The sequence below is a fragment of the Bacillus sp. WMMC1349 genome (genome assembly GCF_013155385.1).
Lineage (GTDB): Bacteria > Bacillota > Bacilli > Bacillales > Bacillaceae > Bacillus.
The window spans coordinates 764,594-779,924 of sequence record NZ_JABJUQ010000007.1; the positions used below are offsets into that span (position 1 = coordinate 764,594).

Sequence of the window (15,331 nt, forward strand, 5' to 3'; positions counted from 1 at the left end):
TATTGTAAAAATTTCATGTAAAATTATGAAGAGGATATTGTAAAAAATATACAAAGAGATTTGTTAATGGTTTAGTTTGACCAGCTAATAGAGGATTTATGTACAAGGCGGATCAACTGGAAGATCCGCCATATAACGATGATTACTTGCGCAATGCTGCCAATTCCTCGGCAATCGCTCGCATTTCACTTGGGCTGAAAGTTTTCTTTTTCATAATCATTTGATGCAAATATTCTAGATCTTCAAGCTTTTCATCGCTGAAGTCTTCAGCTTTTATCACACCAATATTCAGCATGTTCAATTTTTGTGAGATCTCATCAATCATTTTATTCAGATCAGACAATGAAGCACTTCCTTTCTAGAAAATGTAGGAGCTTCTATTGTAACAAAATTTCACTATGCGGAAAGATTATTTTGTTTCGCCTGTTTTTCCGCTTTGATTTTAGCAACGACTTGTTTTGATTCATAGACAACAATTCCTGTTAACCCGATGAGCCCGATTAAGTTCGGAATAGCCATCAAGCCGTTTAACATATCAGCAAGAGCCCAGACGAAGCTGTCTTTAAAAATCGCTCCAAAAAATACGGCAATCACAAAAATCATCCGATAGAAAAATGCATATTTTTCATTGACTAGGTAAGTAAAACATTTTTCTCCATAATAAGACCACCCAAGTATTGTTGAATAGGCGAATAACAGTAAGCCGACTGCGACAATTGTTGACCCGGCCGGTCCTAGAAAATGTCCGAAAGTTAACGATGTCAAGGCATCATTTTTTTCTGAGGTATACATGTCACCCATAATAATTGAAATACCTGTAATCGAGCAGACAACCAGTGTATCAATGAATACTTGAGTCATGGACACAAGCGCTTGTCGAGCAGGCATATCAGTTTTTGCAGCCGCCGCAGCAATTGGTGCAGAGCCAAGACCGGCTTCATTTGAAAACACACCTCTTGCAACACCCCAGCGAATGACGGTTCCAATTGCACCTCCAGCTACTGCCTGACCGGTAAAGGCGTCAGAAAAAATCAAACTGATTGCACCGGGGACAAGCTCAAAGTTTGAAATAATAATGATCAGACCGGAGATGACATAAAATAAGGCCATGATCGGTACAAACAAAGAAGTGACTTTTCCGATGGATTTAATTCCTCCAAGAATAACGAGGGCAGTAAATACTGTCACAATAATACCCGTTACCCACGTTGGTACAGAGAATGTGGATTCCATAACACCTGAAACAGAATTGGCTTGAACCATATTTCCGATTCCGAAAGCCGCAAACGCCCCAAATATGGCAAATAGCACGCCTAGCCACTTTTGTTTTAGCCCGTGTTCCAGATAATACATTGGACCACCTGACATTTCACCGTTTTTACCTTTGATTCGAAACCTGACAGCAAGAACGGCTTCAGCATATTTTGTAGCCATCCCAAAAAATGCGGCTAACCACATCCAAAAAATAGCGCCGGGTCCTCCGGCAATAACCGCAGAAGCAACACCAACAATATTTCCAGTTCCAACGGTTGCAGCAAGAGCGGTCATTAAAGCCTGAAAGTGAGAGATATCACCTTCAGAAGATTTATCCTGATTTTTGGAAAAGGCAAGTTTTAAGGAATAAGGCAACAGCCTAATAGGTAAGAATATCAGCCTAAATGTTAAAAAAATACCTGTTCCAACGATGAGGATCAAAAGCGGAGGTCCCCATAAAAAGCCATTGATTTGATCAACGAGATTTGAAATATAACTCATAGGTGAAAAATCCCCCTTTTTGATATGTCTAACTAGAATATTCTGAAAGTTCGTGAGATTTGTCAATAGAATTGTCATATTTTTTTTCGAAAGTTGAAAAATAACAAAACCTAATAAAGATGTTTTTCTTTCTGGATAAGGGGAAAAGATGGTAAAAGGGGAGAGATCTGTTATGAAGTTGATCGTATGATTATTAGAAATATTCTGTTGGGATGCATCTGTCGGTGTCACCATGTCACTCACTCATAAGTCAACAAGAAAAGCCCGTGCTTTAAACCTATACAGACAAAGTCCGCCGCTTCCAAAATCAACTCACCAATTGTATAAAGCAGAAAATCAGATCGGTTTCAGATGAAATCAACAAATAAAAGAATTGAAAGAAGTAATCCCAAAGATGATCAAATGAATCGAAGAAACAAGAGATCATGTCTCTAAAAGAAACAGACAGCGTTTGGAGTGAGGAAAAGTGATCAATTTTTTAAAAGAGCTTACAGGACGATTTCTATTTCATGAAGGACCGAGCAAATCAGCTGAACTTGCTTATTTCTTTCTTCTGTCTCTTTTTCCATTCATGATATTCTTAATTACATTAGTAGGTTATTTACCAGTTCAAAAGGAGGACATCATTGCCGTATTTAAGCAATACGCCCCGAAAGGGACCATGCCTGTCATCAATGAGACTTTGAACACCGGGAACAGAGGATTGCTTTCTTTTGGGATTATTGCGGCATTATGGTCGGCTTCAAATGGAATAGGTGCAATTGTCGGTGCATTTAATCATGCGTATGAAGTGAAGGAAAACCGCTCTTTTCTTATGATTCGTCTGACATCGCTCCTTCTGACTGTTGCAATGGTCATTACCATATTAATTGCTTTGCTTTTACCGGTATTCGGAAGGGCAATCGGTGATTTTATTGCCAGTATTGACGGTACACCTGCCATGTTTTTGACGGCTTGGTCAGCGCTTCGCTGGATTATCAGCCCGCTTATTTTGTTCATTGTGTTTACGGCTCTATATTTTTTTGCTCCAAATGAACGGTTGTCGTTTAAATTTGTCTTTCCAGGCGCGTGTGCGGCAACGGTTGGCTGGATTGTCGTCAGTATATTGTTTTCGTACTATGTCAGTGAAATTGCCAATTATAGTGCTACTTATGGAAGCCTCGGCGGAATCATTGTCTTAATGATCTGGTTTTATTTAAGTGGGATGATGATCATTCTAGGGGGAGAGATCAATGCGCTGTTACATAAAAATTCGGCCCATCGTGCATCCTAAACAAGAACTTTAAAGTTCAGATGGAGGGATTATCATGACAAAGCATACGAAAAAAGGCGGAAGCCACAATAAACAAAATTCAAAACAAAGTTCTAATCATAAAACGAGCGGAAGTGCCAACGGTCAAAATGGATATCACTAAGGCATTCTGACATAATAGAGTCGTTTGTCATTTAGACAGACGACTCTATTTGGTTTGCCGCGTTTTTTTGCTCATTTCTCTTCCCAATAAAAACCCCACTCCAGATTAAAATCATCACAAATGTAATAAAAAATAAAAGGTTGCCGTTTTCAAATGTTTGCATATACCAACCACCTAAAGTTGGACCAAAAATACTACCGAAGCTAAATGTAATTCCGCACATGAGGTTGCCGGCAGGAAGAAGGTGCTTTGGCAACAAATCGGCCATAAAGCTAATACCGAGTGAAAAAGTCGATCCGACTGCCATTCCCGCTATAAAAAAACATGCAGCGATAACTAGAATGGAGTCAGTGAAACCTGCAATGAAAAAACTTCCTGCTCCAATTGCCAAAATGATGAGAAGAACCTTTCCGCGGCCGAACTTATCACTGATGATGCCAAGTGGATATTGAAAAACAATTGTACCAATTGCAAAGGCAGGTAAAATAATGGATACACCTTCGACAGTAATCCCTGACCTGAGTGCATATACAGGGAAGTTTCCGTTCAACACCGTTTCTAAAACCCCATAACCAAACGTCGGTAAGAAAGCAACCCAGCCAAGCAAAAAGGCTTGGTAAAATCGCTTTAAACTGTTGTCAGTTCTGCTTTCAGAGCCACTATTTTCGGGGAAATCATTTTTTAAAAAAAAGACAAACAACCAGGCGAACAGACTAAACGCACCAGAAATGATAAATGGCAGTGACGGCATCATGTTAATAAGCGGTGTTAAAGCAGGTCCTGCTGCAAATCCTAAGCTAAAGGACAGACCATATAACGAAATATTCCGCCCGCGGTTTTTTTTAGATGATAAGGTCGTGACCCATGTTTGTGTTGAAAAATGAAGCATATGATCACCGATGCCAATGATAAGCCGTAAAAAGAACCATACTAAATAAGACTTAAACAACACAAAACTAAATAAACTGGCAACCACAATCATTCCGCCGAACATGATGAGCGGTTTAAATCCGAGCTTTCGCAGCGGTGCCTCCATAAATGGCGATGCGACCAAAACGCCAATATAAAGACCTGTCGCATGAATGCCATTTAAAGTTGCCGAATGACCCTCCTGTTCAAAAATAATCGAGATGACTGGTAAAAGCATCCCTTGAGAAAATCCAGAAATACTGACAATCAACACAAGTATGAAAAAGTGAAATCTAGACATGCTCATTCTCCTTATCCAGTTCCTCCATTGATCGTATAACGTTATCAAGTTGACAGGCAAGATGTTTTTTATATTGAAAATATGTAAGTGGTTGAAAAAAGTTGGATAAAGGGACTAACTACAGTAAACACTAAAGAAAAAGATATAGAAAGAGTGATCGTATGAAAAAGCTTTTGTATTTTACGCTTATTGCGTTTTTATCCTTTAGTTTTTTCGCTGTACAGGAAGCTGTTGCAGCCAAGGCAATGAAAGTACCAAACTCTGTCACCAATATTTCTAAAGAAAACACATATCCCAATGCTTCTCAGGATCAGCCGAGATTGCAGCCGAGCGAATTGGCAAAAGAGCTTCTCGAAACATCTGATACAGCGATTGAGAATCCACATCTGATTAAAATGCTAAATGAATCAAGCATATCAGGGACTCCGCTTGCGATTGGGTATAGAGCGACAATATATTTAGGAAGATGGGCGCTGAGTTATACTTCTAATGAGACTGTTGCCAACTGGGAATACCAAAAAATTAATATGAATCGCTATGACAACAGGAGTGGAAAATCAACTGCCGAAATTACCTATTCACAAGAAAAAACAAGCAAAATTAAAGGCGGATTAACAGCAAAAGTGCCAAAAGCTGAAGATGTGAAAAACATGATGATGCTTAAAGCAATGGAAAAAACGAAACTGCCACTCGCTTTTGAAACAGTTGTGGGGGCGGGAACAAAACGCGATCAAACTTATAAAGTATCACCGAAAAAACTTGGGGTCTTGAATGCCTTTGCTCCTGCTGTTAATGAAAAAGGGAAAGTCACATATGGGGAAGTCTATCTTGTCTTAAAAGGCAATAAACGAAAACTTGTCGTTAAAAATATTACATCACAGGGGATCGGGGCTTGGATTCCTGTTCAGGATCATTTGACAATGGGTTTTAAACTGAATCAATCTCGATAGAGAAAAGGGCAGTCCTGAAAGTCGTGTGGATGAATAAAAATTGGGGAATTTGCTCGCTTTCCGCGGGCGATCCGCGAGCCTCCTCGGAGCTCGTTCCTTGCTCCTCTTGGGTCTCGCCTGGCTCGCTGTTTCCGCAGGAGTCTCGCAATTCCCCCTGATTTATGTTGAAAAAGGACTTTTTAGACAGCTCCTTTTTTCCCTATATTCTCGCTTTTCGAGAAGAAAAATCAATATCTTGGTAATAGCTGTTTTTAACCAATACATTAGGTCCGAGACATCTGACGCTTGAACAATGGCAGTTCAGACATTTAGCAAGCTCTGTTTTTCTCCATTTCGCATATGCACTCATCAGGCTGTCTGTTTGAATATTGCCTAGTGGTGGTGTATCACCGAAATCAGTCACAATAATATGACCATCAAAGATATTAATATTGAGACGGGAACGTCCGTCAGGATCATTTCTGACAGTGACATTTTCCGTTTCATACAACCTTTTTAAAAGAAGTTGGTCTTCATAATCAGGACTGCATGCATAAAACGGCAATGTACCGAACAACATCCATGTGTGTTGATCCCGTACATCAAGAAGATGGTGGATTGCGTTTCTCAATTCTTTTAAACTTAACACTTCTAGGTTACTTGCGAAATCGCTTGGGTACATAGGGTGTACTTCATGGCGCTGACACTTCATATCGTGAACAATCTGCTTATGAATATGTTCTATATGAGGGAGTGTTCGTTTATTTAGCATTGTTTCTGCTGACACCATGACGCCTTCATCAACCAATGACCGGCTGTTTTCAATCATTTTTTCAAAATATCGTGCTCTTTGGGCAAAAGTCGGTTTTTTCTCCATCATTGCAAAGCCGATTTCGGCAAAGTCTTCAATTGTTCCCCAATTATGGGAAATGTGAAGAACATCTAAGTATGGGATGATCCACTCATAGCGGTTGATATCAAGGGTCAAATTAGAATTGATCTGTGTCCTGATCCCACGCTCATGTGCATATCTTAATAAAGGTACGACATATTGCTTCACAGATGTTAACGAAAGCATCGGTTCACCGCCAGTTAAGCTTAAGGTACGGAGATGTGGAATTTCATCAAGCCGTCTTAAAAGCAAGCTGAGAGGCAGAGGATTTGGATCTTTCGGCCGAAGTGTATATCCGACAGCACAATGTTCGCAACGCATATTACAAAGAGTTGTCGTTGTCAATTCGATATTCGTCAGCTCTATATCTCCATATTCATCCACATCCAAATACGCTTCCCACGGATCATAATCAGGAGTGATTGGACGGACTTTTAATTTTTGTTTCATGACATATCTAACTCCTTTATCGTTAGCACATATTAAATATAGCCCAACTATTAATTTTAGACCTTAACTGGTAAAAGCCGCAAGTGATGATCATTAACAAATACCGCTTCGTTGACTATGATATAAAAGGAGGATAATGATGGAGAATACTCTAAGTAAATGACTTGAAAAGCAGGTTAGATATATTTATGTCTATTATTGATTCTTTAGATCCAGAAGTGACGGATATTGAAGATATTGACAAACTGATCTGTATGTTTGATGAACTGGAGGCTAAATACAAACGCTATAAAAAAGATTGGAAGCGAGGAGCTGTCTAAAAAGTCCTTTTTCAACATAAATCAGGGGGAATTGCTAGACTCCTGCGGAAAGCGAGCAAAATCCCCAATTTTTATTCATTCACACGACTTTCACGACAGCCCCTTTTTTTGTTTTTCCAGGTGTTACATGGTATGAAAAACAAAGCTCTTTTAAAAAATAAGAAAAAACTAAACTGGGAGCGATACCATGAACCGAATCTGTACTATATGTTGCGGGTTGCTCATGATGCTGGCTTTTACAAGTCATGCTGAAGCGATCTCCAATAAGGCGATTCACTGGGGATTTTCCAAAAGCAAACACCATCAGCCAGCTGATGCGGGAAAAGAACTAAACCATCTTTTAAATCGCTATAATGCGATATATTTAGGTGACACAAAAGAAAAAGCTGTCTATTTAACGTTTGATAACGGTTATGAAAATGGATACACACAACAGATACTTGATGTATTGAAAAAGCAAAACGTTAAAGCTGTTTTTTTTGTAACAGGACATTTTGTCAAAGATCAACCTGAACTTGTCAAACGAATGGCTGAGGAAGGCCATATTGTTGGCAACCATTCGTTTCACCATCCAGATTTAACAACGAAATCAAGTGACATGATTAAAGAAGAATTGGACTCGGTTACTGAAGAAGTTTTTAAAATTACAGGTAAACATGACAACCTTTACTTACGACCGCCGCGTGGAATTTTTAGTGAAAGGGTTCTGAATGAGACGAATAAGCTTGGTTATCAAACGGTTTTTTGGTCAGCTGCTTTTGTAGATTGGAAAATCAATAAGCAAAAAGGTTGGAAATATGCCTATGATCACATCATCAAACAAGTTCACCCTGGAGCGATCTATTTGCTTCATACAGTATCAAAAGACAATGCGGAAGCTCTTGATCGAGCGATCACTAACTTAAAAAAAGAAGGGTATCGATTTAAAAGCCTCGATGATCTGATGTTTGAAAAACATATGATTCTAAAGACACTTTAATGTAAACCCCGGTCATTTTACGGGGTTTTTGTATTGTTAAATTTTTACTAGATTTAAAAGGAAAATAGGGTTATCATGTTAATTGAAGGGGGAATTACCATGGGTAATTTAGTAAGATCGGTTACATCACCAAAAAAATTTATTACGGGAAAACAACTGCTGGCAAATTTGAATGATTATATTTCAGACTTTGGTGATAAGGCATATGTTATTTGTGACGAGTTTATTTTAGAACGAGCACAAAAAGAGGCCGGTGAGTCAATTGAAAAAGCCGGTAATCAAGCGGTCTTTGAAAAATTTAATTATGAATGCACACAAGAAGAAATCGATCGCAACCGTGAGCTTGCTCGTAAGTCAGGTGCAAACATCATCATTGGGATTGGTGGTGGAAAAACACTTGATACGGCAAAAGCTACTGCTTATTATGAAAAACTGCCGGTTGCCATTTTTCCAACGATCGCTTCCACAGATGCTCCTTGTACAGCATTAGCGGTCATTTATAAAAAATCTGGGGAATTTGACCGCTATTTATTTTTGCCAACAAATCCTGATGTTGTACTTGCTGATATTGACATTTTATCAGGAGCTCCAGCACGTTTTTTTGCAGCTGGAATTGGTGACGCTTTAGCTACATATTTTGAAGCTCGTGCTTGCTTTAAAGCAAATGGGGACAACCTTGTATTGATGAAACCTTCAACAACAGCTCTGGGGCTTGCCCGCCTTTGTTATGATACCCTTTTAGAAAACGGGGTGAAAGCTATGGAGGCTGTTAAAAAAGGGGTAGCAACACGTGCTGTTGAAGATACGATTGAAGCCACCATTTATTTAAGTGGTGTTGGTGCAGAATCAGGTGGACTCGCTGCAGCACACGCCATTCACAACGCTATGACAGCTGTTCCTGCATTACATAAGGTCCAACATGGTGAAAAAGTCACTTTCGGTCTAATGGCTCAGCTTATTTTAGAAAATGTACCGACAGAAGAATTAGAAACAGTTATTGGCTTTGTTAAAGGAGTCGGTCTCCCGCTTACATTAAAAGATTTGGGAGTCGAAGAATTTGTTGAGGAAGAGTGGCGAAAGGTTGCAGAGATGGCTTGTGCAGAGGATGATACAATGGGCAATATGCCATTTCCTGTTACACCTGAAGATGTCTATAATGCAATTGTTGCTGCAAATGCGATTCTTGAGACTTATCAAGATTGATGACAATACGGAAAGCCAATGGAGTTTTTCTTCATTGGCTTTATTTTATGGACTATTTAAAAATATGAAACCAACCTTTGTAACGGAACCACATGATCATGCCGACAACAATAATGGTCATGAATCCGAGGATAAAATAATACCCATAATGCCAATGAAGTTCCGGCATGTTTTCAAAATTCATTCCATAAACACCAACGATAAATGTCAGCGGGATAAAAATTGTTGATACAATCGTTAGGGTCATCATAATGGCATTCATCCGATTGGAGTTTAATGTTTGATAGCTATCTCGTAAATCAGCTGTCATGTCCCGGTTATTTTCAACGATTTCTGTGAGTTTCAGAAGGTGGTCATAAATATCGCTGTAATAAGCTTTGCGTTCCCGGTTTTCTTTTAAAGGTTCAATGTTTAAAACCCGATATAGCAAGTCACGCATTGGAATAATCGTTCTCCTCAGCTTGAGAAGATCGCTTCTAATTTCAAACACTTCATTGATCAGTGTCCCAAACGTTTTTCGACTATCACTTTCAGCGATTTCATTGAGCCGGTCTTCAATTTGATAGAGGATTGGAAAATACTCGTCTACCAGCTGATCCATCACCATATAGGCGATATGGTTTGGACCCTTAGTCCACAAATCTTGATTTTCTAAAACTTGTTTTCTCACCTTTTCTATACCTCGTGATGCGTGAAGGTGAAACGTAACAATAAAACGGTCTCCAACAAATAAGTCAACTTCTTCAGAAGCTAATGTTTTTTGATTTAAAGCGTGAATCACAAAAAATGCATAATGTTCATACTGGTCAAGCTTTGGTCGTTGTAAATGGTGAAAACAATCTTCAATTGATAATGGATGAAAATGAAAATGGCTATGTAATAATAAAGCTTCTACATCTGTTGCCTGATCAAAGTCTGTCCAATACCATTCGATATCTTCAGCTGTCAGCCTTTCTGTGGGAACATCTAATAGAAGCTGTCCGTCTTTTGTTATGGCAATATGTTTATACATTGGCAACCCTCCACCCTTATCATAGCATGCTGCTGCTAAAGAAAAATGATTCGTTTTATAAATGAAAAGTAAACATGGTATACTGTGGACAAACAAGAAAGGGAATGGAAAGCAATGTGGAAAGAAACTGTAAGTGTGTCACCCCCTTATCACTTCGATCGTGTGTTAGAGAGGCTGTCTCTTGACCCTCTTCATGCAGTGGATCTTGAAAAGCGGGAAGTCAAACTGCCGCTTCGCAATGAAGAGAAACAACCTTGTATCATTACGGTTCAAGCAACTGGAACGGTAGACCATCCGGAATTTCTCGTCAGTGGTCATGGAGAGCAGAAAGCAATGCTAAAAGAAGTGAACCGGATTTTCAGGTGGGAAGAAAGTCTTCAACCTGTTATGCATCATTTTTCAAAAACAAGTTTGTCGGTATTGTTTAAAGAACATAGAGGAACACCAATTGTTCTTGATTTTCAATTATATCACTGTCTCATGAAATGCATCATACATCAACAGTTAAATCTGGCATTCGCTTATCGATTAACGGAACGATTTGTGCATGCCTTTGGTGAACAACAGGATGGTATCTGGTTTTATCCGCTTCCTGAAACAATTGCAAAGCTTGATTACAACGACTTGCGAGAACTCCAGTTTAGTATGCGAAAATCGGAATATGTGATTGATACATCAAGAATGATCGCTGCAGGGGAGTTAAATCTAGATGAATTTCCTCTATTATCAGATGAAGAAATCATGGAAAAGCTGGTGAAGATCAGAGGGATCGGTCCTTGGACTGTGCAAAACGTTCTGTTGTTCGGACTTGGTCGCCCCAACCTGTTTCCATTAGCAGATATCGGAATCCAAAGGGCGATCAAACATCATTTTGGTTTACAAACTAAGCCATCAAAAGAAGATATGCTTACTTTGAGTAAAGAATGGCAGCCTTATTTAAGTTATGCTTCGATGTATTTGTGGAGAAGCATTGAGTAGAAATGGAGAGAATATGAGTGAAACGTGAAAGTAATGGATCGGCAGAATTAAAAGTTGGACAGCAATTTCCCCTTACAATTAAACGCCTCGGCATTAATGGCGAAGGAGTCGGCTATTTTAAAAGGAAGGTTGTATTTGTTCCTGGAGCTCTGCCAGGTGAAGAAGTCGTTGTCGAAGCGACAAAAGTTCATCCGAAATTTTCTGAAGGACGGGTGAAGAACATTCGCAAACGCTCAGAACACCGTGTCAAACCGCCTTGTACCATTTATGAGCAGTGTGGCGGCTGTCAGCTGCAGCATCTCGCTTATGATCAGCAACTAAAAGAAAAACGCGATATCGTCATGCAAGCGCTTGAGCGCCACACTCGTTTTCAGGTGGATCAATTGGAGATTAGACCAACGATCGGAATGGAAAATCCGTGGCACTACAGGAATAAAAGCCAATTCCAGCTCGGATTAAAAAAGGGAAAAATGATTGCCGGTCTATACGGACTCGACTCGCACCACCTTGTTCCCATTTCAGAATGTATTGTCCAGCATTCAGCGACAAACAAAACAACTCAAACAGTTAAACAAATTCTCGAAGACTTTGGTATTACCGTCTATCATGAGCGTAAACGAACAGGAGATGTACGTACGATTGTGACAAGAACCGGCTTTGAGACAGGAGAAGTCCAAGTTGTGCTCGTCACTGCTAAAGAGAATTTACCACGCAAACAGCTAATTGCTGAAGAAATTAAAAAACGTCTACCTGAAGTAACCTCAGTCATTCAAAACGTTAACAAAGCGAAGACATCGGTTATCTTTGGGGATGATACAAAACTTTTAGCAGGCAGCACAGTGATCCAGGAAGTGCTTGGAGATATTTCATTTGAGCTAAGTGCCCGCGCTTTCTTTCAGCTTAATCCAATTCAAACAGTCAAACTTTATGATGAAGTGAAAAAAGCCGCTCAACTAACAGGCAGTGAAAAAGTCGTTGACGCTTACTGCGGTGTCGGCACAATCGGTATGTGGATCGCAGAGGGAGCAGGAGAAATCCGCGGCATGGACGTTATTAAAGAATCGATCGCCGACGCTATGAAAAATGCTAAAAAACACGGCATCGAAAATGCTCACTATGTCACAGGCACAGCCGAACACTGGTTGCCCAAATGGACAAACGAAGGCTTCAAACCCGATGTTGTCATCGTTGATCCACCAAGAACCGGATGTGACCGCACCTTTTTAGACACCATCAAACAAGTGAAGCCAAAGCGGTTCGTATACGTCTCATGCAATCCATCGACACTTGCAAAGGATTTGCAGTATTTGGCGAAGGATTACCATGTCAAATACATTCAGCCTGTTGATATGTTTCCGCAGACGGCGCATGTGGAGTGCGTGGCGTTGATGTCAAGGGTGGATAATTAGTAGGGCTGAGATTGCTCATAAAACAAAAGGTTTCCTGACATTGAATTTTTCTCGCGGCTGCTTAGCGGGAGGTGGCAATGTTGGGAAACCCTTATTTTTATTGTTTGAGGTAACATATCATCTGTCCTGAAGATGATAGGGTTGTTTAGATAATGCTTTTTTTATAGGGTATGAGGAGACGGGTTAGATGTGAACTATATATCATCAATGATCCTCATTGTTTTCTATCTCTTTTAAAGATAGCCCACCTTCCGTTTTCCAATCTTTAAGACCGTTGACATGTCCACCAATGACAAATGCGGCAGCGTATGATGGGCTACGGAGTAAGATATCTTCCTGCAAAATTCCGTTTGCATCTATGTTTGCTTTTTGTCTGCGTTCCTTAATTCCAGGCGGAATACTGTCAGAGTCAATAGTCTCTATACGACTGCCTTTCAAGACAACGAAACCTTCATCAGTTTGTTTACAGCTAGCCTCAATTACAAGTCCACTTTTTCGGCTTTTCCGCTTCATAAAGAGAAGTAAGTCCTCTTCTTGAGATTCTAATGCTACAGCCGGCTTAGGTTTACCTGTTAACGGTTCAAATAATTTGTGTCCGAGAGTACCTATGATAATTTTGGCATAATCAATGAACTCTTCAAGCTCACTTTCTTTTTCCTCTGTTATGTTCCCATGAGTAGGATCGTTTCCGTTTTTAACTAAATATCGGTTTGCATCTATAGCAAGTCTGCAGAATCGGTTTTCAAGGTAACTTATCTCTGTAGGACCAAATGAATTATTAGATGTAGTAAATACAACAGCTTCTGTCCAATAATCTTTGTCTGGATTTCTTTGAGATTGTCCAATATATACCACATTGTCATCAGTTTGATCTGATGTGCCAAATAAAAAATATACACCACTCTGGGATAGATCGTCGCGTCCTTTGCACTTATCAAGTTCTGTGCGCGGGATTTTGTAAGCTACACCTGTCCAATTCGCCAAAGTGCACTTGATTCTGCCATTAGGTTTGCCATCCATCAAAAATAGATTTATACTTTTTCCTCGTGTAGCCACTTTTCTTACACTCCCGTCGAATCTGGTTATACCAGACCAAAATACTTATGAATAATGCCATTAGCTTTTCAATGACACTTTGCTTTTTAGCTACGTGAACGCCGCCTCTACCGCCAAAACGTGAAACGGGAGGCAGAATTTTATCAATATCTGTACCGGTAGTTTTCAAGGCACCATCTCTTAATGAACCTGCTACAAACTTTCGTGTAGACAAGTCATTTTCTTTTTGCTCTAAAACGAACTTACGCCAATCATCATCTCTTGTGTATAAGTATTGATTTGGTTTATGAATCTTTCGGTAAGTTCTTTCTCAATGCGAAGCTTAATACTTGAATTATAATTGTTCTAAGGATACTTTAGCACAGTTTGATTCATGATATTTTGCTACCAGTATTAAAAATATAATCAATATTGACTTCGATCTGTTTAATTAATTACATTTCAAAAACGATATCATCATTTATGTTTTCTTTGTCCTTTCTGAAATAATGGTATAAATCTATATAAATGCTTTGGTAGTCTTAAAAATCCTGTTCGCTTAATATTTCATTGCCTTCAAAATCATCAAATGCAGTTAGGATATTTTTCATCCTTAAGAGTTGTACCAAAAAGTTTTATGAAGTCTTTCTGAGCGCCTTCACCTGGTTGTCCTAGTGGATATAATGATTGAAGTGATTCTATTAATTCAGAATAACCGGAAGGTTTCCATCTTCATCATAGCCATTGTAGTAATCAGCATAAGTTTTAAGTAGGACAATTCCGCTAGCTTCTTTGTCTCCACGAGCTTTAAGGCAGTTGAAGGTTGATCTACCGCAAATACAAAGATGAAGAAGCAGCAAAGTATGCTAGCTACCGTGACATATACAAGCAGAGCCTCATCTCATCACATCATTTTCTTTCCGGCTCATACTGCAAATATACCAGTTGGGAAGTGGGTACAGATAACAAGGTATCTTTTGATATTAGTAAACAATTGAATTTCGTTTTTAAATCAAGAGAAGATTATACGTTAGCTTATAGGTTGACCATAGTTATTCTATAGAAAATAAAGATAAAAGATTTATTGACTCTGTCGATTCTATAGGGGCAGCTGTGGATCTTGACCTTTAGTTTATAGCTGATGGAAACATAAGACTACAAAATAATGAAGGGGCTGTCTAAAGAGTCCTTTTTCAACATAAATCAGGGGATATTGGGGGTTTGCGAGACCCCGCAGGAGCAAGCAATGAGCTCCGAGGAGGCTCGCGGATCGCCCGTGGAAAGCGAGCAAATTCCCCAATTTTTATTCATCCACACTACTTTCAGGACAGCTCTTTGAACGATTAAACTTCCCCTTCGCTAAAGTCATCATATAATTGGCTGTTCAAGCGTTCCAATTGAATGTTTTGGGAATGAGGAAATCCATCTTTTTTTGTCTTTTGGGAACACATCCAGCATGAACAATGAACTTTCCCTTTTGCGAAATATCCAGTAATGCGAGGTTGCCAACCTAAATGTTTGACTATCTTTATCTTACGTTGTATCACTCTTTTTCGATGATGCCGAAAATAGGCACGACTACGATTTTTTTGATGTGGTTTCATTTGCCATCACACTCCTTGGGAAATGGCTTAGCCTGTAAAAGTCCCCCAAAGGAAAACTTAGACCTTTACAGGCAGAGCCTTTTGATGGCAAGAAATGTGGTGAGAAGGTCCAAGTAAATCACCTCTTGTTGATATTTTTT

The 15,331-nt window shown here is 39.4% G+C and carries 15 protein-coding genes; 7 read left to right on the plus strand and 8 right to left on the minus strand.

The genetic code is table 11. The annotated features are described in order from the left end of the window. Window positions 1–142 precede the first annotated feature (142 nt). Both HOO54_RS06255 and HOO54_RS06260 read right to left on the minus strand, forming a co-directional pair. Entirely contained in the window at window positions 143–343 is a 201-nt protein-coding gene (locus HOO54_RS06255) for a DUF1128 domain-containing protein (RefSeq protein WP_271340548.1), read from the minus strand. A 53-nt stretch (window positions 344–396) separates the two neighbouring features. After that, on the minus strand, window positions 397–1,755 hold the full coding sequence (locus HOO54_RS06260) for an alanine/glycine:cation symporter family protein (protein WP_172293471.1): 1,359 nt from the start codon (window positions 1,753–1,755) through the stop codon (window positions 397–399). Window positions 1,756–2,224: 469 nt separating this feature from the next. On the opposite strand from HOO54_RS06260, the gene HOO54_RS06265 reads away from it, so the two are divergent. Further along, complete coding sequence (locus HOO54_RS06265; protein ID WP_172299401.1) at window positions 2,225–3,028, plus strand: YihY/virulence factor BrkB family protein; 804 nt, start codon at window positions 2,225–2,227, stop codon at window positions 3,026–3,028. Window positions 3,029–3,201: 173 nt separating this feature from the next. Here the strand turns inward: HOO54_RS06265 and HOO54_RS06270 are convergent, their stop codons facing one another. After that, window positions 3,202–4,380 carry an MFS transporter gene (locus HOO54_RS06270; protein WP_253907626.1) on the minus strand — a complete coding sequence of 393 codons (1,179 nt, stop codon included), beginning with the start codon at window positions 4,378–4,380 and terminating at the stop codon, window positions 3,202–3,204. Window positions 4,381–4,541: 161 nt separating this feature from the next. On the opposite strand from HOO54_RS06270, the gene HOO54_RS06275 reads away from it, so the two are divergent. Beyond that, window positions 4,542–5,330, plus strand: a complete 789-nt coding sequence (locus HOO54_RS06275) for a YfkD famly protein (protein WP_172293475.1) — start codon at window positions 4,542–4,544, stop codon at window positions 5,328–5,330. Between the two features lie 199 nt (window positions 5,331–5,529). Here HOO54_RS06275 and yfkAB read toward each other — a convergent pair whose 3' ends face one another. After that, window positions 5,530–6,651, minus strand: coding sequence for a radical SAM/CxCxxxxC motif protein YfkAB (yfkAB, locus tag HOO54_RS06280; protein WP_172293477.1), 1,122 nt, complete (start codon window positions 6,649–6,651; stop codon window positions 5,530–5,532). Between the two features lie 164 nt (window positions 6,652–6,815). Here yfkAB and HOO54_RS24135 point away from each other — a divergent pair, with 164 nt between their 5' ends. The 3 genes from HOO54_RS24135 (at window position 6,816) to HOO54_RS06290 (ending at window position 9,153) form a co-directional block, all read left to right on the plus strand. After that, on the plus strand, window positions 6,816–6,971 hold the full coding sequence (locus HOO54_RS24135) for an SE1561 family protein (protein ID WP_253907627.1): 156 nt from the start codon (window positions 6,816–6,818) through the stop codon (window positions 6,969–6,971). A gap of 187 nt (window positions 6,972–7,158) precedes the next feature. Beyond that, window positions 7,159–7,950 (plus strand): delta-lactam-biosynthetic de-N-acetylase, encoded by a 792-nt coding sequence (gene pdaA / locus HOO54_RS06285; RefSeq protein WP_172293479.1) that lies wholly within the window; start codon window positions 7,159–7,161, stop codon window positions 7,948–7,950. A gap of 99 nt (window positions 7,951–8,049) precedes the next feature. Continuing rightward, window positions 8,050–9,153, plus strand: coding sequence for a glycerol dehydrogenase (locus HOO54_RS06290; RefSeq protein WP_172293481.1), 1,104 nt, complete (start codon window positions 8,050–8,052; stop codon window positions 9,151–9,153). Between the two features lie 52 nt (window positions 9,154–9,205). Here HOO54_RS06290 and corA read toward each other — a convergent pair whose 3' ends face one another. Further along, entirely contained in the window at window positions 9,206–10,165 is a 960-nt protein-coding gene (gene corA, locus HOO54_RS06295; protein ID WP_172293483.1) for a magnesium/cobalt transporter CorA, read from the minus strand. A gap of 114 nt (window positions 10,166–10,279) precedes the next feature. Between corA and HOO54_RS06300 the strand changes: the two genes are divergently transcribed. Together HOO54_RS06300 and rlmD are read left to right on the plus strand one after the other, a co-directional pair. Further along, window positions 10,280–11,143: a DNA-3-methyladenine glycosylase family protein gene (locus HOO54_RS06300; protein ID WP_172293485.1), complete on the plus strand. Its 864-nt coding sequence runs from the start codon at window positions 10,280–10,282 to the stop codon at window positions 11,141–11,143. A gap of 17 nt (window positions 11,144–11,160) precedes the next feature. Continuing rightward, on the plus strand, window positions 11,161–12,552 hold the full coding sequence (gene rlmD, locus HOO54_RS06305) for a 23S rRNA (uracil(1939)-C(5))-methyltransferase RlmD (RefSeq protein WP_172293487.1): 1,392 nt from the start codon (window positions 11,161–11,163) through the stop codon (window positions 12,550–12,552). Between the two features lie 204 nt (window positions 12,553–12,756). Here the strand turns inward: rlmD and HOO54_RS06310 are convergent, their stop codons facing one another. The 3 genes from HOO54_RS06310 to HOO54_RS06320 form a co-directional block, all read right to left on the minus strand. After that, on the minus strand, window positions 12,757–13,608 hold the full coding sequence (locus HOO54_RS06310; RefSeq protein WP_172293489.1) for a GIY-YIG nuclease family protein: 852 nt from the start codon (window positions 13,606–13,608) through the stop codon (window positions 12,757–12,759). After that, window positions 13,556–13,822 carry a hypothetical protein gene (locus HOO54_RS23830; RefSeq protein WP_216664723.1) on the minus strand — a complete coding sequence of 89 codons (267 nt, stop codon included), beginning with the start codon at window positions 13,820–13,822 and terminating at the stop codon, window positions 13,556–13,558. Before HOO54_RS23830 ends, HOO54_RS06310 begins: the two co-directional genes overlap by 53 nt. Window positions 13,823–14,930: 1,108 nt before the next feature. Then, window positions 14,931–15,191, minus strand: coding sequence for a hypothetical protein (locus HOO54_RS06320; RefSeq protein WP_216664724.1), 261 nt, complete (start codon window positions 15,189–15,191; stop codon window positions 14,931–14,933). Window positions 15,192–15,331 lie beyond the last annotated feature (140 nt).